This window comes from Streptomyces sp. CS113, assembly GCF_002188365.1.
In the GTDB taxonomy this organism is placed as follows: domain Bacteria; phylum Actinomycetota; class Actinomycetes; order Streptomycetales; family Streptomycetaceae; genus Streptomyces; species Streptomyces tendae.
Genome location: NZ_KZ195574.1, coordinates 8,015,087 through 8,037,059, shown reverse-complemented (window position 1 = coordinate 8,037,059; position 21,973 = coordinate 8,015,087). Strand labels below are relative to the sequence as shown.

General features: G+C 73.0%; 24 protein-coding genes. 13 read left to right on the top strand and 11 right to left on the bottom strand.

Going from position 1 to position 21,973, the window contains the following annotated elements; all coding sequences use genetic code 11:
• Positions 1-66: 66 nt before the first annotated feature.
• The 3 genes from B9W62_RS36285 to B9W62_RS36275 all read left to right on the top strand — a co-directional run bounded on the left by B9W62_RS36285 (position 67) and on the right by B9W62_RS36275 (position 2,472).
• A complete protein-coding gene (locus tag B9W62_RS36285) occupies positions 67-651 on the top strand; it encodes a PRC-barrel domain-containing protein (RefSeq protein WP_087811136.1) in 585 nt (194 codons plus the stop codon).
• The gene (locus B9W62_RS36280; protein ID WP_087812267.1) at positions 648-1,064 is read left to right on the top strand and encodes a PRC-barrel domain-containing protein; all 417 of its coding nucleotides are present in this window, start codon (positions 648-650) and stop codon (positions 1,062-1,064) included. Before B9W62_RS36285 ends, B9W62_RS36280 begins: the two co-directional genes overlap by 4 nt.
• A 133-nt stretch (positions 1,065-1,197) precedes the next feature.
• Positions 1,198-2,472 (top strand): streptophobe family protein, encoded by a 1,275-nt coding sequence (locus B9W62_RS36275; RefSeq protein ID WP_179235844.1) that lies wholly within the window; start codon positions 1,198-1,200, stop codon positions 2,470-2,472.
• A gap of 41 nt (positions 2,473-2,513) precedes the next feature.
• On the opposite strand, the gene B9W62_RS36270 is transcribed toward B9W62_RS36275, so the two are convergent.
• The gene (locus B9W62_RS36270; protein ID WP_087811135.1) at positions 2,514-2,924 is read right to left on the bottom strand and encodes a hypothetical protein; all 411 of its coding nucleotides are present in this window, start codon (positions 2,922-2,924) and stop codon (positions 2,514-2,516) included.
• Between the two features lie 364 nt (positions 2,925-3,288).
• Here B9W62_RS36270 and B9W62_RS36265 point away from each other — a divergent pair, with 364 nt between their 5' ends.
• Positions 3,289-3,669, top strand: coding sequence for a nuclear transport factor 2 family protein (locus B9W62_RS36265; RefSeq protein WP_087811134.1), 381 nt, complete (start codon positions 3,289-3,291; stop codon positions 3,667-3,669).
• Positions 3,670-3,753: 84 nt separating this feature from the next.
• Here B9W62_RS36265 and mgrA read toward each other — a convergent pair whose 3' ends face one another.
• The gene (gene mgrA / locus B9W62_RS36260; protein ID WP_087811133.1) at positions 3,754-4,746 is read right to left on the bottom strand and encodes an L-glyceraldehyde 3-phosphate reductase; all 993 of its coding nucleotides are present in this window, start codon (positions 4,744-4,746) and stop codon (positions 3,754-3,756) included.
• A gap of 128 nt (positions 4,747-4,874) precedes the next feature.
• On the opposite strand from mgrA, the gene B9W62_RS36255 reads away from it, so the two are divergent.
• A complete protein-coding gene (locus tag B9W62_RS36255) occupies positions 4,875-5,759 on the top strand; it encodes a LysR family transcriptional regulator (RefSeq protein ID WP_087811132.1) in 885 nt (294 codons plus the stop codon).
• Between the two features lie 40 nt (positions 5,760-5,799).
• Positions 5,800-6,315: a mycothiol transferase gene (locus tag B9W62_RS36250; protein ID WP_087811131.1), complete on the top strand. Its 516-nt coding sequence runs from the start codon at positions 5,800-5,802 to the stop codon at positions 6,313-6,315.
• Here B9W62_RS36250 and B9W62_RS36245 read toward each other — a convergent pair.
• From B9W62_RS36245 to B9W62_RS41280, 6 genes are all read right to left on the bottom strand, one after another.
• On the bottom strand, positions 6,279-7,376 hold the full coding sequence (locus B9W62_RS36245) for an adenosine deaminase (RefSeq protein ID WP_087811130.1): 1,098 nt from the start codon (positions 7,374-7,376) through the stop codon (positions 6,279-6,281). The two genes, B9W62_RS36250 and B9W62_RS36245, sit on opposite strands and share 37 nt — an antisense overlap.
• 112 nt (positions 7,377-7,488) lie before the next feature.
• A complete protein-coding gene (locus tag B9W62_RS36240; RefSeq protein WP_087811129.1) occupies positions 7,489-7,884 on the bottom strand; it encodes a VOC family protein in 396 nt (131 codons plus the stop codon).
• Between the two features lie 115 nt (positions 7,885-7,999).
• The gene (locus B9W62_RS36235; RefSeq protein WP_179235843.1) at positions 8,000-8,899 is read right to left on the bottom strand and encodes an aldo/keto reductase; all 900 of its coding nucleotides are present in this window, start codon (positions 8,897-8,899) and stop codon (positions 8,000-8,002) included.
• 28 nt (positions 8,900-8,927) lie between these two features.
• Positions 8,928-9,818 carry a glycoside hydrolase family 19 protein gene (locus tag B9W62_RS36230; RefSeq protein ID WP_087811127.1) on the bottom strand — a complete coding sequence of 297 codons (891 nt, stop codon included), beginning with the start codon at positions 9,816-9,818 and terminating at the stop codon, positions 8,928-8,930.
• 219 nt (positions 9,819-10,037) lie between these two features.
• Positions 10,038-10,604 (bottom strand): NADPH-dependent FMN reductase, encoded by a 567-nt coding sequence (gene ssuE / locus B9W62_RS36225; protein ID WP_087812265.1) that lies wholly within the window; start codon positions 10,602-10,604, stop codon positions 10,038-10,040.
• A 315-nt stretch (positions 10,605-10,919) separates the two neighbouring features.
• Positions 10,920-11,003 carry a putative leader peptide gene (locus tag B9W62_RS41280; protein ID WP_350891961.1) on the bottom strand — a complete coding sequence of 28 codons (84 nt, stop codon included), beginning with the start codon at positions 11,001-11,003 and terminating at the stop codon, positions 10,920-10,922.
• Positions 11,004-11,225: 222 nt separating this feature from the next.
• Between B9W62_RS41280 and B9W62_RS36220 the strand changes: the two genes are divergently transcribed.
• Both B9W62_RS36220 and B9W62_RS36215 read left to right on the top strand, forming a co-directional pair.
• Positions 11,226-11,669, top strand: coding sequence for an SPW repeat protein (locus B9W62_RS36220; RefSeq protein WP_087811126.1), 444 nt, complete (start codon positions 11,226-11,228; stop codon positions 11,667-11,669).
• A 139-nt stretch (positions 11,670-11,808) separates the two neighbouring features.
• Positions 11,809-12,078 (top strand): GlsB/YeaQ/YmgE family stress response membrane protein, encoded by a 270-nt coding sequence (locus tag B9W62_RS36215; protein ID WP_087812264.1) that lies wholly within the window; start codon positions 11,809-11,811, stop codon positions 12,076-12,078.
• Positions 12,079-12,089: 11 nt separating this feature from the next.
• Here B9W62_RS36215 and B9W62_RS36210 read toward each other — a convergent pair whose 3' ends face one another.
• Positions 12,090-13,049 carry an SDR family oxidoreductase gene (locus B9W62_RS36210; RefSeq protein WP_087811125.1) on the bottom strand — a complete coding sequence of 320 codons (960 nt, stop codon included), beginning with the start codon at positions 13,047-13,049 and terminating at the stop codon, positions 12,090-12,092.
• Positions 13,050-13,190: 141 nt separating this feature from the next.
• On the opposite strand from B9W62_RS36210, the gene B9W62_RS36205 reads away from it, so the two are divergent.
• Positions 13,191-13,676, top strand: coding sequence for a nucleoside deaminase (locus B9W62_RS36205; RefSeq protein WP_087811124.1), 486 nt, complete (start codon positions 13,191-13,193; stop codon positions 13,674-13,676).
• Positions 13,677-13,721: 45 nt separating this feature from the next.
• Here B9W62_RS36205 and B9W62_RS41150 read toward each other — a convergent pair whose 3' ends face one another.
• The gene (locus B9W62_RS41150) at positions 13,722-14,450 is read right to left on the bottom strand and encodes a chaplin (protein ID WP_087811123.1); all 729 of its coding nucleotides are present in this window, start codon (positions 14,448-14,450) and stop codon (positions 13,722-13,724) included.
• 232 nt (positions 14,451-14,682) lie between these two features.
• Between B9W62_RS41150 and B9W62_RS36195 the strand changes: the two genes are divergently transcribed.
• From B9W62_RS36195 to B9W62_RS36180, 4 genes are all read left to right on the top strand, one after another.
• Positions 14,683-16,314 carry an alpha/beta hydrolase gene (locus tag B9W62_RS36195; protein ID WP_087811122.1) on the top strand — a complete coding sequence of 544 codons (1,632 nt, stop codon included), beginning with the start codon at positions 14,683-14,685 and terminating at the stop codon, positions 16,312-16,314.
• A gap of 52 nt (positions 16,315-16,366) precedes the next feature.
• Positions 16,367-17,461, top strand: a complete 1,095-nt coding sequence (locus tag B9W62_RS36190; protein WP_087811121.1) for a baeRF3 domain-containing protein — start codon at positions 16,367-16,369, stop codon at positions 17,459-17,461.
• A 127-nt stretch (positions 17,462-17,588) separates the two neighbouring features.
• A complete protein-coding gene (locus B9W62_RS36185; RefSeq protein WP_087811120.1) occupies positions 17,589-18,608 on the top strand; it encodes a Gfo/Idh/MocA family protein in 1,020 nt (339 codons plus the stop codon).
• Between the two features lie 272 nt (positions 18,609-18,880).
• The gene (locus B9W62_RS36180; protein ID WP_087811119.1) at positions 18,881-20,161 is read left to right on the top strand and encodes a PAS domain-containing protein; all 1,281 of its coding nucleotides are present in this window, start codon (positions 18,881-18,883) and stop codon (positions 20,159-20,161) included.
• Positions 20,162-20,196: 35 nt separating this feature from the next.
• Here B9W62_RS36180 and B9W62_RS36175 read toward each other — a convergent pair whose 3' ends face one another.
• Complete coding sequence (locus B9W62_RS36175; RefSeq protein ID WP_087811118.1) at positions 20,197-21,705, bottom strand: DNA-binding protein NsdB; 1,509 nt, start codon at positions 21,703-21,705, stop codon at positions 20,197-20,199.
• Positions 21,706-21,973: the final 268 nt, after the last annotated feature.

Below are 21,973 nucleotides of genomic sequence, written 5' to 3'. Positions count from 1 at the left end.
GTCACAGTCGTGCGGGGAACCCGAAGATACGTCAGGGGTGTGCGAGCGGGTGGGGAAGGGTGTGCGATGAACGAACTGATGGCCGCACGAAGCCTCACCACCCGGCCGGTGGTGACGCTCGGCGGCGATGCCGTCGCCCAGGTCAAGGACACCGTATGCGACGCCGCCGCGGCCCGGATCACCGGATTCACCCTGACCGGACGCGGCCTGCTGTCCGGCCCGCTGAAGGAGGGCCTGCCCTGGTCGGCCGTGCACGCGCTGGGCCACGACGCGGTGATGATCCGGGACCGGCGGGGCCTGGTGGCCGCGGCGGCGATGACGGCGCACCAGCAGAACCTGCGGGCCCGGTTGCTGGGGGCGAGGGTGCTGACCGAGGCGGGGGCGGAGATCGGCACCGTGCTGGACGTCGTGGTGGAGGGCGGCACCGGTGGGCGGGTCGTCGGCTTCCGGGTGGCGGCGAGCCGGCGGTTCGTGCCCGGCCACTCCCGCCACCGGCGCCGGGTGTACGTGCCGCGCGGCGAGACGCTCACGGTCACCGGCCGGGCCCTGGTGCTGCCCGACGACGCGGTCCGGCACGTCGCGGACGACCTGCCCGGCTTCACCGCCCTGGTCGGTGGTGTGCCCGGCGGGTGGAGGGGCTCGCTGCCGTGATGCTGTTCACCGAGGTGCGCGGGCTGCCGGTGGTGCCGCCGGACGGGGCCGGGCCGCTCGGCGCCGTGACGTCCCTGACCGTCGACGTGGTCTCCGGGACCGTCAGCCATGTCCGGTGGCGCGGCGGCCGGTTCGGCCGGGAGACGGCGCTGCCCTGGGACGCGGTGAGCGCGGTCGGACCGGGCGCCGTCCGGGTGGGGTCCGCCGCCGCCGACACGTCGGCGCCGCCCCACCACGACCTGCTGGGCCGCCGGATCCTCACGGACACGGGCACCGGCTACGGCACGGTGCTGGACGTCGCGTTCGACACCCGCACCGCCCGTCTCCTCGCGCTCTTCACCACCCGGGGTGAACTGCCGGCCGACCGGCTGCTGGGCCTCGGCGACTACGCCCTGATCGTGCGGGCGGACTGACCGCCGTCCGGTACGGGCGGAGCCGGACCCCGCCGTCCGACGCGTACGGCCCTGTCGGCGGGCGGGCCCGGCGGGGGCTGCTTAGCGTGGCACCGTGAGTCCGCGAACCCCCGCAGAGCCTCCCGTACCCCCCATGCCCTCCGGTCCTCCCGGCACCTCCGGCCGGGCGGTCGCCCGCCACGGCTGGGCGCAGGCCCTGGCCACGGTGCTGGCGGGGCTGGTCGCCATGGGGGCCGTGGCCGCGCTCGGGCTGTGGGCGGCCGGTGCCGCGGACCTGCCGGACGACGCCTTCCCGCGGGTCGTGACGGCGACCGTCGTCACCGCGGTGGGCGGCGTGCTGGAGATGTCGGGGGACGCGGGCGAGCTGGCGGCCACCGACGCGGGGCTGACCGTGATGCCGCTGTCCGTGACCCTGACCGGTGCGCTGGTGATCGCCCGGGGCTTCCTGCGTCCGCTGCGCCACCGGGCCGTGACCGGTGTCCCGGAGCTGGCCGGCTGGGCCGGGCGGATCGCCGTCCTGTGGCTGGCCGCCCTGCTCGGGACGGCGTTCGCGGCGCGGCAGACCTTCGAGGTCTCACTCGGGGAGGGCCTGCTGAACGACCTCGGCGACCTGTTCGGCGTCAGTCCGACGGTCGGTTTCACCACGGACGTGCCGCTGACCGTCCTCTTCGGTCTGCTGTGGCTGGCGGGGGTGCTCGTCCTCGCGCTGCTGGTCTCGCACCGGGCGCCGCTGCCCGGGCGGCTGCTGCGGCTGCGGACGTCGGTGCGGCCGGCCGCGTACGCGATGGTCGCGCTGCTGCTCGCGTACGTGGTGATCGGCGTCGTCGTGGCCCTGGTCGCCGCCGGGACGCGGGGCAGTCCCGCGGACACCTTCGCCGTGCTGCTGCTCGGGCTGCCGAACCTGGCCTGGCCCGCGCTCACGATCGGCCTCGGGGCGACCTGGAACGGTCGGGTGGAGGGGCCGTTCGGGCTCCCGATGCCGCGGGTGCTCGACGAGGTGCTGCGCACGCCGGACGTCTCGACGGTGAACGTGGGCACGCTCGCCGAACACGACGGGCGGATGTGGTGGCTGCTGGTCGCCGCGGCGGTCCTGGTCCTGGCGGCCGGATTCCTGATGGCGGCCCGCTCCCCGGCCGGGATGCCGGCCTGGCTGCACGCCGTGCACATGGCCGTCGTCCTGGCCCTCACGGTCCTCGTGATCGGCCTGATCGGCCGGATCTCCGCCCACTACGGGCTGTCGGTGCTCGGCATCGGCGACCTGGGCGGCGGGCTGTCCGGGCAGGTGTTCCTGCGGCCGCGGCTGTGGGGTGCGGTGGGTCTCGCGCTGCTGTGGGGACTGGTCGCCGGGTTCCTGGGCTCGCTGCCGGCGCGGCGGATGAGCGGGAGGTCCGGCAGGGTGCGGTCCTGAAGCGGGCCGGGGGGCGGCCCTGAGGGCCGGGCGCGGCCGGTTCAGGCGACGGGGACGACGAGGAGCGGCGCGGCCCGCTGCATGCGCAGCGCGTCCACGGACTCGGCCATCAGCTCGTACTCGGTGGTCTCGTCGCTGGTCGCGACGCGCACCAGGTGCCCCGCGGCCAACTCGTCGGCGACCAGCTCCTGTTGTACGTCGTCGGCGCACCAGGAGCGCAGCATGCGCGGCACGTCGGGCGCGTCGTCGGCGACGGGAGTCAGGGCGCCGCGCGGTAAGTGCGGGGTGTCGGGCTGCGGATCCAGCCGCTCGGCGATCCACGACGCCCGGTCCCGCAGCCACCACAGGGCCAGGGCGAGAGTGGGGGCCCGGTAGGTGCCCAGGGGGACACCGATGCGCCGACCGTCACAGACACCGTAGGCGGTGACATGGCACAGGAACTCGTCGTGCACTGCTGCCCTCCCCGTCACGCCCGCCTGCCGGTCGGGCGGCGCGTCCGTGCGGCTCGTGTGCTCTGCGTGAGGGCGCTGTCGCATGGTGTGAAAGGCCCTAGTGGTGAGTATGTTCACTACTGAACCACTGTCACCATGAATTTCCGGCCAGTCTCCTGGCATATTCGCGGCACCGGTTGGCCGAAATGCCGCACCACCGCCGCACCACCGCCGCACCACCGCCGCTCCACCGCCGCACCGCGTGAGCATGACCCCGCGGGTAATCGACGGTTCCGACCGCCGCGGGCAGGGTGGTCCCACCGGGTCACCGAGACCGGGACCCGGCCCCAGACCAGCGCACCCACCTCATCGGAGGCTGATCGCCATGTCCACTCCCACCCGTCGTTACGAGGACGCCGTCGCCCGCTACTTCGAGGCCTGGAACGCGGGCCCGGACGCGGTGGCCAAGGCGGTCGCCGCGGCCTGGACCGAGGACGGCGGCTACACCGACCCGCTGGCCGATGTGCGCGGCCACGAGCAGATCGCCGCCGTGATGGCGGCGGCGCACGAGCAGTTCCCGGGCTTCTCCTTCCGGCTGTCGGGTGCGGTCGACGGGCACCACGACACCGCGCGCTTCTCCTGGGAGCTGGTGAACGAGGCCGACGGCTCGGCGCCGGTGGCCGGGTTCGACGTGATCACCCTGGACGGCGAGGACCGCATCCGGTCGGTGTTCGGCTTCCTGGACCGGGTGCCCGCGGGGGCGTGAGAGGGCCGGGAACGCGCGCGAGCCGGATCCGGAGGCGGTGTGGCACCGCCTCCCGGACCCGGCTCGCCCCGCTCGGGCGGTGTTCTAGCCCTGGACGACCTTGTCGATGCGGGTCAGTTCGTCGGCGTCGAAGTCGAGGTTCCCGATGGCCGCGACGCTGTCCTCCAGCTGCCGCGGGCTGCTCGCGCCGACCAGGGCCGAGGTCACCCTGCCCTGCCGCAGTACCCAGGCCAGGGCCAGCTGCGCCAGTGACTGGCCGCGGGACCCGGCGATCTCGTTCAGGGTGCGCAGCTTGCCGACCAGTTCCCCGGTGACCGCGTCGGAGTTGAGGAAGGGGCTGTCGCTCGCGGCCCGCGAGTCCTCCGGGATGCCGTTCAGGTAGCGGCCGGTCAGCAGGCCCTGCTCCAGCGGTGAGTAGGCGATGGTGCCGACCGTCAGCTCGTCGAGGGCGTCCAGCAGGCCGCTGGTCTCGGGGCGCCGGTCGAGCATGGAGTAGCGCGGCTGGTGGATCAGCAGCGGGGTGCCCAGCTCGGCGAGGATGCGGGCGGCCTCGCGGGTCTGCTCCGGCGAGTAGTTGGAGACGCCGACGTAGAGCGCCTTGCCCTGCTGCACCGCCGTGTGCAGGGCGCCCATCGTCTCCTCCAGCGGAGTGTCCGGGTCGGGGCGGTGCGAGTAGAAGATGTCGACGTACTCCAGGCCCATCCGGGACAGGCTCTGGTCCAGGGACGACAGCATGTACTTGCGCGAACCCCACTCGCCGTACGGGCCGGGCCACATCAGGTAGCCGGCCTTGGTGGAGATCACCAGCTCGTCGCGGTACGGCGCGAAGTCGGCCTTGAGTGCCTCGCCGAGCGCGGACTCGGCGGAGCCGGGCGGCGGGCCGTAGTTGTTGGCGAGGTCGAAGTGGGTGACGCCGAGGTCGAAGGCGCGGCGCAGGATGGCGCGCTGGGTCTCGACGGGGCGGTCCGGGCCGAAGTTGTGCCACAGGCCGAGCGAGAGCGCGGGGAGGTTCAGGCCGCTGCGTCCGGTGCGCCGGTAGGGCATCTCCGCGTAGCGGTCGGGGTGTGCGGTGTACAACGCGACTCCAGAGGGGTTGGCCCCCGAGGTACGGGGCTTGGGTGGAACCGTCCTCCACTCTCGCGTGACCTGGGCACAGTGGTCCAACAGAAGAATCCGATGGGATTGCGCGGTTACGCTTCTCAATCATGGAACTGCGTCATCTTCAGCACTTCGTGGCGGTCGCCGAGGACCAGCACTTCACCCGCGCGGCGGAACGGCTGCTGGTGTCCCAGTCCGGCCTGTCGGCGTCGATCCGGGCCCTGGAGCGGGAGCTGCGGGCGCCGCTGTTCGTGCGCACGACCCGCCGGGTGACGCTGACGGAGGCGGGGCGGGCGCTGCTGGGCGAGGCGCAGCGCATCCTGGCCCAGGTGCGGTCGGCGCACGAGGCGGTCGCCGCGGTGCAGGGGGTGCTGCGCGGGACGCTGTCCCTGGGCGCCGAGCAGTGCATCGCCGGGGTGCCGGTGGCCCGGCTGCTGGCCGCGTTCCGGCGCGGCCACCCGGACGTGGAGATCCGGCTGCGGCAGGCGGGCTCCGGGGAGCTGGCCGAGGAGGTCGCGGCGGGGCGGCTCGATCTGGCCTTCGCCTACCGCACCCAGGCGGACACGGACCAGCTGCGCTCGGTGTCGCTGGCCGGCGAGCCGATGACGGTGCTGTGCCATCCCGGCCACCGGCTCGCGGCGGACGGCGCGGTGCTCACCCCGCACGACCTGGCCGACGAGGTCTTCGTCGACTTCCACCCGGACTGGGGTCCGCGCCGCGTGACCGACGCCGTCTTCGCCGCGGCGGGCGTGCGGCGGACCGTACCGCTGGAGGTGAACGACGTGCACGGGCTGCTCGACCTGATCGACGAGAACCTGGGCATCGCGGTCGTGCCGCGGCACTTCCGGCACAAGCGCGCCGCTCTGACCTCGCTGCCCCTCAAGGACGCGGGCGGGACGGAGTACGAGACGATCGCGCTGCTCCCGCCCGCCCAGGCCACCAGTCCGGCGGCGCGGGCGCTGATGGGGCTGCTGGAGACGGGAAGCGGGTGAACGGGGGGCGCGGGCGGCCGGACTGCGCGATGGTGGACGTATGCATGCGAAGGACATCCTCATCGAGGCCTACGGCCGCATCCGGGAAGAAGTCCACGCCGCCGTCGAGGGCCTGGACCCCGACGGCCTGAACGCCCGCCCCGCCGCCGACGCCAACTCCGTCGCCTGGCTGGTCTGGCACCTCACCCGCGTCCAGGACGACCACGTCGCCGACGCCTTCGGGCTCGACCAGGTGTGGCTCACCGGGGAGTGGGAGAAGCGCTTCGGCCTGGAGCTGCCCCGCCGCGACACCGGGTACGGCCACAGCCCCGCCGAGGTCGCGAAGGTGCGGGTCGACTCGGGCGAGCTGCTGACCGGCTACCACGACGCCGTGCACGAGCAGACGCTCACCGCCCTGCGCTCGCTGACCGCGAAGGACCTGGAGCGGGTCGTCGACGACACCTGGGATCCGCCGGTCACACTCGCCGTGCGGCTGGTCAGCGTCCTGTCCGACGACCTCCAGCACGTCGGACAGGCCGCCTATGCGCGCGGGCTCGTTCGGAGCGCGGCCGCGTAGCCCGGCAGGACCACGTCCCGGATGAGGGCGTTGCGCTCGTCGAAGGGGAGGAAGGCGCTCTTGAGGGCGTTCACGGTGACCGTGCGCAGGTCCTCGACGCCCCAGCCCGCCTGCTCGACCAGCAGGGACATCTCGCGCGTCATCGTCGTGCCCGACACGAGGCGGTTGTCGGTGTTGAGGGTGACACGGAAGCCGAGGTCCTTGAGCGCCGTGATCGGGTGCTCGGCGATCGAGCCGGCGGCGCCGGTCTGGAGGTTGGAGGTCGGGCACATCTCCAGGGCGATACGGCGGTCGCGCACCCAGGCGGCGAGCCGGCCGAGCTTGCCGGCCGCGAGGTCGGGGATGTCGTCGGTGATGCGCACACCGTGGCCGATGCGCTGGGCGCCGCACACCTGGAGGGCCTGGTGGATGCTGGGCAGTCCGTGCGCCTCGCCGGCGTGGATGGTGAAGGGCACGTTCTCGCGGCGCAGGTGCGCGAAGGCGTCGAGGTGGTCGGCGGGCGGGAAGCCGTCCTCGGCGCCCGCGATGTCGAAGCCGACGACGCCGGCGTCCCGGAAGGCGACGGCGAGGTCGGCGGCCTCGCGGACCCGGTCGAACATCCGCATGCCGCAGAGCAGGGTGCCGACCCGGACCGGCGTCCCGGCGGCGGCCGCCTTGGCCATGCCTGCGGCGAGCCCCTCCTGGACGGTCTCCACGACCTCCGGCATCGACAGCCCGCCCCGGGTGTTCAGCTCGGGGGCGTAGCGGACCTCGCCGTAGACGACGCCGTCGGCGGCGAGGTCCAGGACGTACTCCTCGGCGGTGCGCAGCAGTCCCTCGCGGTTCTGCATCACGGCGAGGGTGTGCTCGAAGGTGGCGATGTAGCGGACCAGGTCACCGGAGTTTGCGGCCTCGTAGTACCAGGCGGCCAGCTCGTCGGGGTCGGTGGTGGGCAAGGTGTGGCCGACGCTCTCGGCCAGCTCCACGACGGTCGCCGGGCGCAGGCCGCCGTCGAGGTGGTCGTGCAGGACCGCCTTGGGGAGGCGGCGGAGGGTCTCGGAGTCTATGCGCGTAGATGACATGTGCGGCGGTTCCTCGGCGGTTCGGTGCGGAAAGCGGGGACGAGTGCGGGACGGATGCGAGTGCGGGACGGATGCGAGCGCGGGACGGATGTCGCTGCGGGGCCGGGACGGATCAGGGTGCGGCGGGCTGGAGCAGGTCCCAGCGGTTGCCGTACAGGTCCCGGAAGACGGCGACCGAGCCGTAGGGCTCGTGCCGGGGCTCCTCCAGGAAGGTCACGCCCGCCGCGGTCATGCGGGCGTGGTCGCGGGCGAAGTCGTCGGTGTGCAGGAAGAACCCGACGCGCCCGCCCGTCTGGTCGCCGACCCGGGCACGCTGGTCGTCCCCCTTGGCGCGGGCCAGCAGCAGGGCGGTGCCGCCGCCCGGCCCGCCGGGCTCGACGACGACCCAGCGGGAGCCGTCGGGCCGGGGCGTGTCCTCGGCGAGGCGGAAGCCGAGGGCCTCGGTGTAGAAGCGGATCGCCTCGTCGTAGTCGTCGACGACGAGGGCGACCAGGGCGATGCGTGTCATCGGCACCTTCCGGGACGAGCGATTGACGGGAGAGGTTATACGTAAAACTCCTCGGGCGCCAAGTCCCCTCCTCCGAGGCCGGCGCTTCAGCGGTGCGAAGTCAGCCCGTGCGGGGTCAGCCCGTGCGGGCGCCGTCCAGTCGTGCCGCTTCCTCGTCGGTGAGGCGCAGCGCGCCCGCGGCGACGTTCTCGGCGAGGTGGTCGGGGTTGCCGGTGCCGGGGATGGCCAGGACGTGCGGGCCCTGGTGCAGGGTCCAGGCGATGCGGACCTGTGCGGGGGTCGCTCCGTGGGCCCGGGCCACGGAGCGCACCTCCGCCTCGTGGGCGGTGCCGGCACCCTGCGGTCCGGCCTCGCCGGCGATGGCGTAGAACGGCACGAAGGCGATGCCCTGCGTGCGGCACTGGGCGAGGAGCGCGTCCGTGGCGGGGTCGTGGAAGCCGAGGCCGTACCGGTTCTGGACGCTCACCACCGGCGCGATGGCCTGCGCCTCGGCCAGGTGCCGGGGCTCCACGTCGGACAGGGCGAGGTGGCGGATCAGACCCGCCGCACGCAGCTCGGCCAGGGCCCCGAAGTGCTCGGCGATCGAGTCCTGGCGCATGCGGCGCAGGTAGACGACGTCGAGGTGGTCCCGGCCGAGCTGGCGCAGGTTCTCCTCGACGTGGCCGCGCAGGTCCTCGGGGCGGGCGGAGGTGCCCCACTCCCCCGACCAGTCGCGGTACGGGCCGACCTTGGTGGCGATGACCAGGTCGTCGGCGTAGGGCGCGAGCGCGCTGCTGATCAGTTCGTTGGCGGAGCGCAGGGAGGAGAAGTAGAAGGCGGCGGTGTCGATGTGGTTGACGCCGAGTTCGACGGCCCGGCGCAGTACGGCGAGGGAGCGTGCGCGGTCGCTCGGGGTGCCGAGGTGGAAGGCGGCGCTGCCCGTCAGCCGCATCGCGCCGAAGCCGACGCGGCGGACGGGCAGGTCGCCGAGGTGCCAGGTGCCCGCGGACTCCGCGGTGATCGTTTCCGAGGTCATCGGCGGAGTTTCGCACACCCGGGAGGTGTCAGCAGTACAGGTTCCCACCCGGGGAGACACCGAGGATCTGGCTGAACTGCTGGTACTTGGTGACCCGGCTCTGGACCTGGGCGGGGTTCTTGCCGTCGCACTCCAGCGAGCCGTTGATGGAGCGGATGGTCTGGCCGAAGCCGGCGCCGTTGACCATGGCGTTGTGCGGGGTCATGGTGCCGGGCCCGGACTGGGTGTTCCAGTACCACAGGCCGGTCTTCCACGCCACGGCCGCGTCGTTCTGCACCAGCCAGGGGTTGCCCAGCAGGTCGATGCCGAGCGCGTCCCCCGCGGCCTTGTAGTTGAAGTTCCAGCTGAGCTGAATGGGCCCGCGCCCGTAGTAGGCGGCCTGGCCCGCCGGGCAGCCGTAGGGCTGGTTCCAGTCGCAGTAGTGGGGGTAGTTGGCGGTGTTCTGCTCGACGATGTGCACGAGGCCGCCGGTCTCGTGGCTGACGTTGGCGAGGAAGGCCGCGGCCTCCTGCTTCTTGGTCGTGTCGCTGCCGGTGTTGGCGAAGCCGGGGTAGGCGCTGAGTGCGGCGGTGAGGCCTCTGTAGGTGTAGAAGGAGTTCCGGCCCGGGAACATCTGGTTGAACTGGGCTTCGCTAACCACGAAGTTGCCGACCGGCGTCTGCGAACCGCCGTCACAGGCGTACGGCTCCCAGTACCAGGTGCTGATGAGCGGGTCGTAGCCCGGGTTGGCGTGCTCGGCGATGTAGGCCTTGCCGTCGGTGTAGCGGACGATGTCGCCGGTGTTGTAGTTCGCGTCGGCCGACCAGGCGGGGTAGCTCGAACACGCGGCGGCGGAAGCCTCGGTGGCCGGCATGAGCAACGGCACTGCGCCGGCCAGGGCGAGAGCGGTCACCAAAGCGGATATGCGGCGCCTCGACACAGGTTGTCTCCTTCTGCGGAGCACGGCCGCTCCCGTACAAGGGCAGGATGGAGCGGAACCTTGTGCGCACGTGCCGGTCGGACCGGCCACGGCGTGGGGGCGGCCGTGGAGGGGGGTGTGAGGCATACTCAACCGCCTTGGTCTGTACCAGTCAAGGGTGTAGACCAATCCAATCCGCCTGACCGGTCGAGGAGTTGACCTGGAACCGTGATGGGCCGCTCAACTCGCCGCGGCCAGCGCGGGGGTCGTCGGCACGGGGACGGCCGGGCGGGCGGACAGGGCCGCCGAGAACTGGTCGACCACATGGGCGAGGGCCTCCGCGGCACCCGGGGCGACGGTGACCGTGCCGTCCTCGGGCACCGTGATGTCCCGGTCCAGGGTGAACCAGCCCGGCACGACGTGCGCCGCGCCCATGGAGTGGAGCACCGGCCGGAGCGCGTAATCGATCGCCAGGACGTGGGCGGTGGAGCCCCCGGTGGCGAGCGGCAGCACCGTCTTGCCGGTGAGGGCGTACTGCGGGAGGAGGTCGAGGAGGGCCTTGAGAACACCGGAGTACGACGCCTTGTAGACGGGCGTGGCGACGACGACACCGTCGGCACGCGCGAAGAGTTCGGCGGCCCCGGTGATCGCGGGGTGCCCGAAGTCCGCGCCGAGCAGGGCCTCGGCGGGGACGGTGCGGACGTCGAGCGGTATCACCTCGTGGCCCCGCGCGGTCAGGCGGTCGTCGAGGTGGCGCAGCAGCCGGTTGGTACGGGAGGAGGCGGAGGGACTGCCGGAGACGGACAGGACGGTGGCCCTGGGTCCTCTTTCGGGTCTTCGAGCGGGGCGGCGGGCACGGCGGCAGGACCGGCGGGGTCTCCTGCGGGAGTTCGCCGAGCGGGGCGCGGAAGGGCGGTTGGGGGCAGCGGGCCCCACCGGACCGGACCGGGCCGCGGCCGGGTTCGGGCGGTACGGGAGGCACAGGGCGACTCCGGGCCGACGCGGCGTGAAACGGGACGGGGCGGGGCGGCGCGGCGTGAACGGAACGGGGCGGAACGGAACGGGGCGGAACGGAACGGGGCGGAACGGAACGGGGCGGAACGGAACGGCGGACCGGCGAAATCAGGCCGCAGTGCGACAGGAGGCGCTGGAGACGCGCGCGAGGTCGACGTGGCGTCGCCTCGTGAGATCCGGTCGCGTGGTCATGCCGACGATCGTGGCAGCGCCGGTCGAGGGCGGTCAAGGAGAACCGGATCCGGTCTCGTGCCGCGGTCCGGGATTTCACACGGGCGTGACAATGCGGATCGTCGGGATCCCGACCCGCCCACCACTACACATAAGGGAGAAATAAGAGCAGAATGCTCTTATGCGGCGCTACCGCACACCGCACCAGAAGCGGTCGGCCCTGCAAGTCGAAGGAGACGACTCATGGCCAACGTCTCGCACTCCCGAGGTGACATCACCAGCCACCCGGACGCCCCGGAAATGCAGGCGCGCTACGCGCGCGTGCTCGGTGGTCGCGACGTGGCACTCGTGGACGGGCCGGTGTTCCTGCTCGGCCTCTACTGTGCCGTGTCCCCGTGGATACTCCACTTCACCACCAGCCAGCCCTCACTCGTGGCCCACAACCTGATCGTGGGCATCGCCATCGGTCTGCTGGCCCTCGGATTCACCCGCGCCCCGGAGCGCATGTACGGCCTCAGCTGGGCCATGTGCGCGATCGGAGTCTGGATGATCATCTCGCCCTGGATCGTCGGCACGAGCCCGGACGCCGGTGTCATCTGGAACAACATCGTCATCGGCGCCCTGGCCCTGATGCTGGGCATGGTCTGCGCCGGTACGGCGGCGCGGAGCGCGCCACGCAGGCCCTAGACACACAGGAAGGAAACGGCACGGGCCGGCCCCGCACCCGCGGGCCGGCCCGTCACCCGTGCCGCCGCCCCATCGGCGGACTGCACCCGCCCGCAGCGGGCAGACGCACAACAGCGGAGGTCCTGCAAAAGGGGTGGACATGGAGATCGACGGAATAATCAGCGCCATCGTCATCGGTGTGGTGATCGGCGTGCTGGGCCGGCTGGTCGTTCCGGGCCGGCAGCGCATCGGCGTCCTGTGGACGATCCTCGTCGGCATCGTGGCCGCGCTCGTCGGATCGTGGGTCGCGTCGGCGTTCGACGTGGCCGACACCGACGGCGTCGACTGGGTCGAGTGGCTCATCCAGATCGGCCTGGCCGCGGTCGGCGTGGCCGCACTGGACCGGTCCCGGTCACGTCCGGGCCGTTGAGGGCCTGACCGTCACCGGCTGCGGAGCCACGCCTCGTACCAGGTGACGGTCGCGTCCACCGTGTCCTCGAGCGGCGTCGGGGCCACGTCAAAGAACCGCTCGAAGGCGCCGGAGTCCATGATCTGCGGCTCCGTGTGCTGGTAGAACATCTCCTCGTACTCGGCCATCATCTGCTCGTCGAAGGGGCCGAAGGGACGGGGCCGCTCCAGCACGACGACGTTCAGCGGCCTGCCCACCCGCTTCTCGACCATCGCGTGGATCTCGCGCGTGCTGACGGCCGGCGCGGTCGGCAGGTGCCACACGCGGCCGTCGCCCTCGGGATGCTCGCCGAGGGTCGCGAGACCGGCCGCCACGTCCTCGATGCCGGTGTAGCTGTGCGGCAGGTCGATGTCGCCCATGGCCACGACGTCCCCGCCGGTGAGCGCGCCGGGGAAGACCGCGGCACCCAGGGACGAGTTGAGGACGCCCGGTCCGACGAAGTCGGCGCTGCGGCCGAGGACCACGCGGGCCCGGCCGGACCGGTGGGCGGCGAGGTAGCGCTCGTCCAGCTCGGCACGCATCCGCCCCTTGCGGCTGGTCGCGTTCCAGGGGCTGTCCTCGGTCATCACCGCTCCCCCGGTCTCGCCGTACGGGTAGAGCGTGTCGAGCACCACCAACCGGGCGCCGCTCGCCTCGACGGCGGACAGGACGGCCTCCTGGACCCGGGGCATCACCTCTACCTGGAGGTGGTAGGCCACGTTGACGCAGTGGTACACGACGGCGGCGTCCCGTATGGCGGCGCGCGCACCGTCGGCCGTGCCCACGTCGGCGGCGACGCGCTCGACGCCCTCGATCGCGGGACCGGCGGCGCCGCGGTCCACCAGGCGCACGGGGTGGCCCCTGCGCACCAGCTCACGGGCGAGCGCGGTGCCGGCGGGGCCGGATCCCAGGACGACGTGCGGGGCGGGCGACTGCGGAGTGGTGGTGGACATGGCGCTCCTCTGATCTCGTTCGCTATCGATGCTCGCTTTCGTTAGACACTATAACGCTCGTGATTGTGGCTAGCAAGATGGTTCGAGCCGGGGAGCCTAGGGTGGGCGGAAAGGATCACGTCACGAGGAGGGCGGTACGCCATGGTCGTGAAGGACGTCGAACTGCCGCACCTGCGCCGTTGTGTGGAGCTGGCCGCCACGGCATTGGAGGCCGGCGACGAGCCGTTCGGGTCGGTGCTGGTGGGCGGGGACGGCACGGTGCTGGCCGAGGATCACAACCGGGTGGCCTCCGGCGACCGGACCCGTCACCCGGAGTTCGAGCTCGCGCGCTGGTCCGCCGCCCGGCTGACCCCCGAGGAACGGGCCGCGGCCACGGTGTACACGTCGGGCGAGCACTGCCCGATGTGCGCCGCCGCTCACGCGTGGGTGGGCCTGGGGCGCATCGCGTACGTCGCCTCGTCGAAGCAACTGGTCTGCTGGCTGACGGAGTTGGGCGTCCCGGCAGCGCCGGTGCGGCCGCTCCCGGTGCAGGAGGTGGCGCCTGGCGTGACCGTGGAGGGCCCGGTGCCGCAACTCACGGACGAGATCCACGCGTTGCACCGGCGTTTCCACACGGGACGCGGCTGAGCCGGGGCGCCCGTCGGGGGGGGCGGACGGGTGCCCCGGCCGCGGTCAGCTCTCGGAGCCGGTACGGAAGCGCCGGTAGAGCGCTGCTCCACCCAGCACGAGTGCGGCGCCACCGGCGAGCGCCGACACCGTGTGGTCCGCCCCTGTGTGGGCGAGAGACACCTCTTCCCGGGGCGCGGCGGCCTGCGGGGACGGTTCGGGCCCGGCGCGCTCCTCCTCGGGGGCGGACGGCTCCGGCTCCGCCGGGGGCCGTGCGGGCTCGGGGTGGTCGCCGGAGCCGTTGGCCGACTCGTTGCCGACGGCCGGGTTGCCGATGCCGACCACGTTGACGCTGTTGCCGCTGACGTTCACCGGCAGGTGCACCGGCAACTGCACCCCGTTGCCGGAGAGCACGCCGGGCGAATCCTTTCCGCTGCCCTCGGCGACCGCGCCGCCGGACGTCCCCCCGGACCGGCCGCCGGACGCACCGTCCGAGGCGCCCGTGTCCTTCTTCGACGCCCCCGTGCGGGACGCCCCCGCCTCACCGGTGTTGGCGCAGCTGTTGCCCGCGGCCGGGTTGAGGAGCCCCGCCACGTTCACGGTGTTGCCGCACACGTTGACCGGCACGTCCACCGGGAGCTGGACGGTGTCGCCGGAGATCAGCCCGGGCGAACCGGCCGCGGATCCGTCGGCGCCGGCCCCGTCGGACGCGAACGCCGCGCACGCCGGCATCGTCACGGCCAGCGCGCCTGAGGCGGCGACGGCGAGCACACCGTTTCGGGTAACCCTTCTCATGAGTTCCCTGCCTTCCAGACATGGTCGCGGGCACTCGCCCGCACCGGTTAAAACGCGGGCGCACCATCCGAGTTATGGCTTATCGGCCTTTCACCCCATCGAGTGGACGGTTCATCGAACAAGCGGTGCGCCGTCCGGTGCGCTGCCGCCCGGAGGCGCCGGTGGGGAAGCCCGCTTATGGTGAGCGAGGGCGCCGACCACCGGTCCGCGACGGGGCGCCCGGGAGGCATCGATGCAGGCCAAGGTGGAGACTCGGCCCTCGGTCCGGCGCTGCGCGGTCGGCGGAGCACTCGGCCTGGCCCTGCTGGGTGCGGGACTGCCCGCGGCGAACGCCGCGAACGCCGCGACCACCGCGACCACCGCGACCACCGCGACCACGCGGGACGCCGGGCCCGGCATGTCGCGGTTCTACGACCAGAAGGTCACGTGGTCCGCGTGCGAGGGCACGGACATGCCGAAGGACTTGCAGTGCGGCAAGGTCACCGTCCCCCTCGACTACGCGCGGCCCGAGGGGCGGACCCTGGACGTGGCCCTGGCCCGTTACCGGGCGACCGGTGACTCGCGGGGCTCGGTCCTGCTGAACTTCGGCGGCCCCGGCGGTTCCGGCGTCAGTGAACTCGCCATGGGCGGCAAGGAGTTCATGCACCTCACCAACGGCTACGACGTGGTGACCTTCGACCCCCGCGGCGTCGGCCGCTCCTCCCCGGTGTCCTGCGGACCGGCCACCATGAAGATCATGGAGGCGACGGACGGGGACGGAGGGCTGACCGACCCGGAGGACGTCCTGAAGCGGCTGCGGGACGCCGCGGCCGAGTGCGCCAAGTACTCAGGCCCCGTGCTGCCCCACATAGGCACGGTCGACGCCGCCCGCGACATGGAGGTGATGCGCCGGGCACTCGGCGACGACCGGCTCAACTACCTGGGCTTCTCCTACGGGACCCGGCTCGGGGCGGTGTACGCGGCCCGGTTCCCCGACAAGGTCGGCCGGATGGTCCTGGACGGGGTGGACACGCTGACGGAACCGCTGACCGAGCAGGGGCTGGCCGGGGCACGGGGGCAGCAGACCGCGCTGGAGAACTTCCTCGACTGGTGCGTCGAGGACATCGCCTGCCCGTTCGGCCGGGACGCCCGCGCCGCCCGCGACCAGGTCGAGCGCCTGGTCGCCTCCCTCGACTCCGACCCGGTGCCGTCGGCCTTCGGCGAGCCCTTCACCGGGCAGGACATGGTCGGCGCGATCGGTCAGGCGCTGTACAGCCGGGAGCTGTGGCCGTCGCTGGAGCGGGCGCTCGCGCAGTTGCTCGAGGACGGCGACACCCGCGGCCTCCAGGGCTTCTCGTCGGGCGGTGTCACCTTCCCGGTGCGCGGGGACAAGGGCGCCGGCCTCACCGACGAGGAGGACGTCCCCATGGACAACCTCCCGGCCGCCCTGATGGCGATCAACTGCGCGGACGACCCCGACCGCCCCACCGCCGCCCAGGTCACCGCGTCCCTCGGCCGGCTGCGCGCACGCTACGAGGAGGCCTCACCCGTCTTCGGCCGGTACCGGCTCACCCAGGTGCTCATGTGCTACGGCCGGCCCAAGGGCACGGACTACATCCGGGACGGCGTGAAGGACCTCGACACCGCGAGGATGCTCCTGGTGGGCACCCGCGGCGACCCGGCCACGCCGTACCGCTGGACGACCGAGACGGCCGGCCGGCTCGGCCCCTCCGCCGTGGTCCTGGACAACCGCGGCGAGGGGCACACCGGCTACGCGTCCTCCGAGTGCGTGCACCGCAAGGTCGACGACTTCCTGCTGTACGGCTCCCTGCCGCCCGACGGCAGTTCCTGCGGCCCCGAGTCGGCCGGCACCGGGTCCGACTGAGCGGCGTTCTGCTCCGAATGCCTGATATGCCGGAGAGGCCTATCGTGCTGACATGGAGCACGATCTGAGTCCCGCCACCCTCGCCGAACTGCGGCGCCCCCGCCCGTACCCGGCCGTGTCCGTCCTGACGCCGACGCATCGCCGCGAGCCGGACAACGCCCAGGACCGCGTCCGGCTGCGCAACGCGGTCGCCGCGGCCAAGAAGCAGCTGGAGGAGGATCCGGCGGTCAGCCGCGACCGCCGCACGGAGGTGTCCCGCGAGCTCGACCGGGCGCTGGCCGAGATCGACCTGACGTACGCCGAGGACGGTCTGGCGATCTTCGCCGCTCCCGGTGAGCACCAGGTCTGGACCCTGAGCCGTTCCGTGCCCGAGCGCGTGGTCCTCTCGGACACCTTCCTGACCCGCAACCTCGTCGCCGCACAGACCGCCGAGCGGCCGTTCTGGGTGCTGTCGGTCGCCGCCGACCGCGTGAAGCTGTGGAGCGGCGGCGCGGGCCGGGTCGTGGAGGAACACCTCGGCGGCTTCCCGCTGGACCGGCCCGCGGAGGACTTCGACCCCGAGCGCCAGGAGCGGATCGGTGACGCGCCGAGCACCTTCCGGGACGAGGGCACCCGCAGGTTCCTGCGCGACGCCGACAGCGCGATGGGCCGGGTGCTGCGCGCGCACCCGCGGCCGCTGTACATCACCGGGCCCGAGCCGGCACTGTCCCTCTTCGACGAGGCGGGCGCGCTGGCCGCGGCCGCGGTGCTGGTCCCGCACGGCGGGCTGGCGCACGGCACCGCCGAGGCCGTGTGGCAGGCGGTGCGGCCGGTGCTCGAGGACGAGGCGCGCGGGCAGGTCGAGGCGGTGGCCAGGGAACTGGACGCGGCCCGCGGCCGCAAGGACTTCGCGGCCGGGGTGGACGAGCTGTGGGAGAGCGCGCACACGGGCCGCGTCCGGCTGCTGGCCGTCGAGGAGGGCTTCAAGGTGACGATGCGCGACGACTGCGAGCACCTGCTCCCGGCGGCCGACGGCGACCTCGACGCCCGCGAGGACATCGTGGACGAGATCGTCGAGCAGTGCCTGGAGACCGGCGCCGACGTCCGCTTCGTGCCGGACGGCGCGCTCCGGGACGCGGACGGCATCGCGGGGGTGCTCCGGTACTGAACGCCCGCCGCCGCGCCCGGAGGCAGCACGTCCGCCCCGTGCCCCTTGACGCACGTGAAAGCCTGTTCGCCGTACACGTACCCGCTGCCCGCGGGTGCGCGGCGGACGGCGAAGGAGCGTACGCAGCGTGAGCGAACTTCTGGGTGTGGCGGTCCTGGGTGCGGGCCACATGGGCGCCGACCACATACGACGCCTCGACCGTGTGGTGAGCGGCGCCCGGGTCGCCGCGGTGGCGGACCCCGACGCGGAGCGGGCCAAGGAGGCCGTGGGCGGAATCGGCGGGGTCACCGTGCACACGGACGTCGAGGCCGCCCTGGACGCGCCGGGCGTCGAGGCGGTCCTGATCGCCTCGCCCGGCGAGGCGCACGAGGAGGCCCTGCTCGCCGCCTTCGCCCGGGGACTGCCGGTGCTGTGCGAGAAGCCCATGGTGCCGGACGCCGCGGGGGCGCTGCGGGTGGTGGAGGCGGAGGCACGCCTCGGCCGGAGGCTGGCGCAGATCGGTTTCATGCGGCGGTACGACGCCGAGTACCAGGGCCTGAAGTCCCTCCTGGACGGCGGACGCCTCGGCCGGCCCCTGATGCTGCACTGCGTGCACCGCAACGTCTCCTCTCCGCCGCACTTCACCTCGGCGATGCTGATCAACAGCTCCGTCTCGCACGAGATCGACGCGGCCCGCTGGCTGCTCGGCCAGGAGCTGGGCGCGGTGACCGTGCTGCGGCCGCGGCCGTCGGCCGGTGCGCCCGAGGGCCTGCTGGATCCGCAGTTCGTGCTCTTCGAGACCGAGGGCGGCGCCGTGGTGGACGTGGAGGTCTTCGTCAACTGCGGCTTCGGCTACGAGGTGCGCTGCGAGGCCGTCTGCGAGGCGGGCAGCGCCCGGATCGGCGCGGCGCACACCATGGTGGTGACGGCCGCGGGCGACGCGCGGGAGGAGGTGCCGCAGGACTACCTCGTACGCTTCTCCGACGCCTACGACCGCGAGGTGCAGAGCTGGGTCGACGCCACCCGCCGGGGCGGGGTCACCGGGCCGGGCACCTGGGACGGGTACGCTGCCGCAGCCGTCGCCGAGGCCGGGGTACGGGCGTTGGAGACGGGCGCACGCACGCCCGTCGAACTGGCGCCCCGTCCGGCCCTCCACGACCCGGCATAGAACGAGAGTCCGACGAACACCAGAGCGACGACCTCCGTGAGCCCCCACGCCCGCCAAGTCCCGTAGTCGGCCTACGACTTGCCGCGACTCCCGGGTGCGTCGAAGGCGTACCGGAGTCACTCCGGGAAGACGGTGGCATATGCCGGAAGCACCACCGTATCGTGTGTTGCCGAATCCCTTACGGGGCATGGCGGGCTGTGCAACAGTCGTAACGGTCCTTCCGTCAGCCTCGGTTCCACCTTGGTCGTACCGTCAGCACATCGGAGTGCGTCATGTCGTCCCATCTCTCCGCGGACCACCCGGCCGCCCAGCCACCGGGACCCGGCTCGGTCGAGGCGCTCATATCGCAGACGCGGCGGCTGCGGGGCGACGTGGACGCGGTACGGCGCGACAGCCAGGACGACGCGACGGACCCCCGGGGCCGCTGGCAGCGTGCCCTGTACGACCTGGCGCTGCACCAGCTCACCGACCTCGACGCGCACTTGGCGCAGCTGCGGGACGGTCCCGCTCCCGCGCCGCGCGCCGGTTCGCTGCTCAGCCGTGTCGGCAGCGCGGAGTGGAACCTGCTGACGGACGAGGCGGAGTGGTCCGGGGAACTGTTCCGCATCCTGGGCCGTGACCCCGCCTCCGTCCCGCTCAGTCTCGACGAACTCCCGTCCCTGGTGCTCACCGAGGACCGCCCGAAGCTGACCGCGATGGTCACGGACTGCCTCGTCGACGCCCGGCCCATCGACGGCGAGTTCCGCGTGGTGCGCCCGGACGGAACCGTACGCACCGTGCACATGATGGGCGAGCCCGTCCTCGACTGCGACGGCAGCACCGCCTCGATGTGGGCGGTGCTGCGGGACGTCAGCGAACTGCGGCGCAGTCAACGGGCGGTGAGCGAGACCAGCGACTCCCTGCGGCATCCTCCGCCGCCGCCCTGGCAGGGCCTGCTGCGGTTCCCGCAGGAGGGGCGGCCCGGCCTGGACCTGGCCGCCGCACACCTCCCTACGCCGTCCGCGACGGGGCCGCGGTCGGGACACGGCGGGTGGTACGACGCGTGTCCCCTCGGCACCGACGGCGAAACCCTGCTCACCGTCGGCGACTTCGGCCGCCCGGAGAGCGAGGGGCCCGGCCCGGCGGTGCTGATCGGCGCCGTGCGCGGTCTGGCGCTGGCCGGCACCCGGCCCGAGCGGCTCCGGGAAAGACTCGGCGAACTGCTCCGGGACACCGCCCTGCCACCGGTGCGCGGCGCCGTCCACTGCGGCTACCGGCCGGACACCCGTGCCCTGACGTGGGCCCACGACACGTGCCCCGCCCCGCTGCTCTTCCGCGGCGGGACGGGGCACGCGCTGTCCGGGCAGGCCGAGACGACCCTGGAGGCGGGCGACCTGCTGCTCCTGCACACCGGGGCACTCGAACCGGCGGCCGTGGAGCACCTCCTCTCGCTGGCCCCCCGGCTGACCGGGGCGCGCTCGGCGCAGGACGGCGTAGCGGTCGTCACGCGGGAACTCGGTGAGTTTCCGGACCGTGCGGACGCCTGCCTGCTGCTGGCCCGGGTGACGCGGTGAGACCTGTGGGGATCCGGCGCGCGACGCGCCGGCGCCTACGCGGACGCGACGCTGCCGCCCGGCCCCTTCCCCCTGGGTGACCTGCCCTTGGGCAGGGCCAGCTTGATCTCCTCCCGCAGTTCCTGGATCTTCGGGTAACCGGCGTACTCGGCGGTGAGCCGGTACATCTGGCGCAGCCGGTCCCAGGTCCGCTGGGAGGAGTTCGAGCCCATCGACACCAGGGCCAGGCGCGCGTACCGGTCCGCCTGTTCGGGGTCGTCGGCGATGAAGCAGGCGGAGGCCATCGACAGGTAGTCGAAGATCTTCGACCGCTGCCGGCCGTCGATCCTCAGGGCCAGGGCCTTGTCCGCATAGTGCTGGGCGTGCGCGGCGGCCCCCGGTTCGAACTCGGCGAGCGTCCGGTAGGCGAGGGCCTGCATGCCGTACAGGTCCTCCTCCTTGAACGTCTGCATCCAGTCCGGGGGCGGTACGTCCGCCTTGTCGGAGACGAAGAGGTCCTCGGCCCGTCCCAGGGTGCGGCGCATCGCCTGGCCCTTGCCCATGGAGGCCTGCGCCCAGGCCTCGATGGTGTAGAGCATGGCCTTGGTGCGCGGCAGCACCTGCTCGCCGGAGCCGGACTGGGCGAGCTTCATCAGGTCCAGGGCCTCGTCGGGCTTGCCCAGGTGCACCATCTGGCGGGCCGCCCGGGAGAGCGCCTCGCCCGCCCGGGGCCGGTCACCGCCCTCGCGTGCCGCGTGTGCGGCGATGACGAAGTACTTCTGGGCCGTGGGTTCCAGGCCGACGTCGTGCGACATCCAGCCCGCGAGTACGGCGAGGTTGGCGGCGACGCCCCACAGGCGCCGCTGGAGATGGGGGGGGTGGTGGTAGGCGAGCATGCCGCCCACCTCGTTGAGCTGGCCCACCACGGCCTTGCGCTGGAGGCCGCCGCCGCGGGCGGCGTCCCAGGCGCGGAACACCTCGACCGAGCGCTCCAGTTCCTCCACTTCCTGCGACCCGATGGGGGCGGCCTCGTAGCGGTCGAACCCGGCGGGGTCGGCGTGCAGGGGTTGGTGGGGGTCGGGGGCGTCGGCCGCCAGGGCCGGGTCGGCGTGCAGCCAGTCGTGCATGGCGCTGCTGAGTGCGGAGCCCGCGGCGAGCGCGGCGCCCGCGCCCACCAAGCCGCGTCGGTTGAGCATGAGGTCCATTCCCGTGAATTCGGTGAGGACCGCCGCGGTCCGCTCGGGCGCCCACGGCACGCCGTCGGGATGCTCTTCGCTCCCGCCGGGTGGCCGTTTCCCCGCACGCCCGTGCCGGACCAGACCGAGGTCCTCGATGGTCACGACACGGCCGAGACGCTCGGTGAACAGGGCTGCCAGCACCCGCGGCACCGGATCGCGCGGGATCTCTCCCATGTCGATCCACCGCCGCACCCGCGAGGTGTCGGTCGCCAGCTGGGGGTGGCCCATGGCCGCCGCCTGCCGGTTGACCAGCCTCGCGAGTTCGCCCTTGGACCAGCCGGCCAGGCCGAACAGGTCCGACAGACGGGTGTTGGGTTCTCCGCTCACGTCAAGCCCCCAGGTTCTCGGCTGAGTTGACAGTAGCCCCGTGCGGGTTGCCGGGCGACTATTCGCCACCGTTCGCCAGGGTGCGCCAGATGGTGTGCCACGGGCGGCCGGGTGTCAGGTAGGAATGCGCCACCCCGACCCGGTCGCCGTGGGGGTACTCCCCAGGGTGGCCCCGGGCGGCCGGTCGGGCGGCGCGACGACTTTCGGAAGATCTGCCCTCCGGCAGCGAACGGGCTGGACCGGAACGGCACTTCTTCAGGCAGGCACA

What these genes read in the sequence shown, in the direction of transcription:
- B9W62_RS36210 (WP_087811125.1), bottom strand. Translation starts at nt 13,049, where the DNA reads ATGTCCACCACCACTCCGCAGTCGCCCGCCCCGCACGTCGTCCTGGGA.
- B9W62_RS36240 (WP_087811129.1), bottom strand. Translation starts at nt 7,884, where the DNA reads ATGACACGCATCGCCCTGGTCGCCCTCGTCGTCGACGACTACGACGAG.
- B9W62_RS36255 (WP_087811132.1), top strand. Translation starts at nt 4,875, where the DNA reads ATGGAACTGCGTCATCTTCAGCACTTCGTGGCGGTCGCCGAGGACCAG.
- B9W62_RS36245 (WP_087811130.1), bottom strand. Translation starts at nt 7,376, where the DNA reads ATGTCATCTACGCGCATAGACTCCGAGACCCTCCGCCGCCTCCCCAAG.
- B9W62_RS36235 (WP_179235843.1), bottom strand. Translation starts at nt 8,899, where the DNA reads ATGACCTCGGAAACGATCACCGCGGAGTCCGCGGGCACCTGGCACCTC.
- B9W62_RS36220 (WP_087811126.1), top strand. Translation starts at nt 11,226, where the DNA reads ATGGCCAACGTCTCGCACTCCCGAGGTGACATCACCAGCCACCCGGAC.
- B9W62_RS41280 (WP_350891961.1), bottom strand. Translation starts at nt 11,003, where the DNA reads ATGACCACGCGACCGGATCTCACGAGGCGACGCCACGTCGACCTCGCG.
- B9W62_RS36205 (WP_087811124.1), top strand. Translation starts at nt 13,191, where the DNA reads ATGGTCGTGAAGGACGTCGAACTGCCGCACCTGCGCCGTTGTGTGGAG.
- B9W62_RS36250 (WP_087811131.1), top strand. Translation starts at nt 5,800, where the DNA reads ATGCATGCGAAGGACATCCTCATCGAGGCCTACGGCCGCATCCGGGAA.
- B9W62_RS36285 (WP_087811136.1), top strand. Translation starts at nt 67, where the DNA reads ATGAACGAACTGATGGCCGCACGAAGCCTCACCACCCGGCCGGTGGTG.
- B9W62_RS36180 (WP_087811119.1), top strand. Translation starts at nt 18,881, where the DNA reads ATGTCGTCCCATCTCTCCGCGGACCACCCGGCCGCCCAGCCACCGGGA.
- B9W62_RS41150 (WP_087811123.1), bottom strand. Translation starts at nt 14,450, where the DNA reads ATGAGAAGGGTTACCCGAAACGGTGTGCTCGCCGTCGCCGCCTCAGGC.
- B9W62_RS36190 (WP_087811121.1), top strand. Translation starts at nt 16,367, where the DNA reads ATGGAGCACGATCTGAGTCCCGCCACCCTCGCCGAACTGCGGCGCCCC.
- B9W62_RS36215 (WP_087812264.1), top strand. Translation starts at nt 11,809, where the DNA reads ATGGAGATCGACGGAATAATCAGCGCCATCGTCATCGGTGTGGTGATC.
- B9W62_RS36195 (WP_087811122.1), top strand. Translation starts at nt 14,683, where the DNA reads ATGCAGGCCAAGGTGGAGACTCGGCCCTCGGTCCGGCGCTGCGCGGTC.
- B9W62_RS36265 (WP_087811134.1), top strand. Translation starts at nt 3,289, where the DNA reads ATGTCCACTCCCACCCGTCGTTACGAGGACGCCGTCGCCCGCTACTTC.
- B9W62_RS36275 (WP_179235844.1), top strand. Translation starts at nt 1,198, where the DNA reads ATGCCCTCCGGTCCTCCCGGCACCTCCGGCCGGGCGGTCGCCCGCCAC.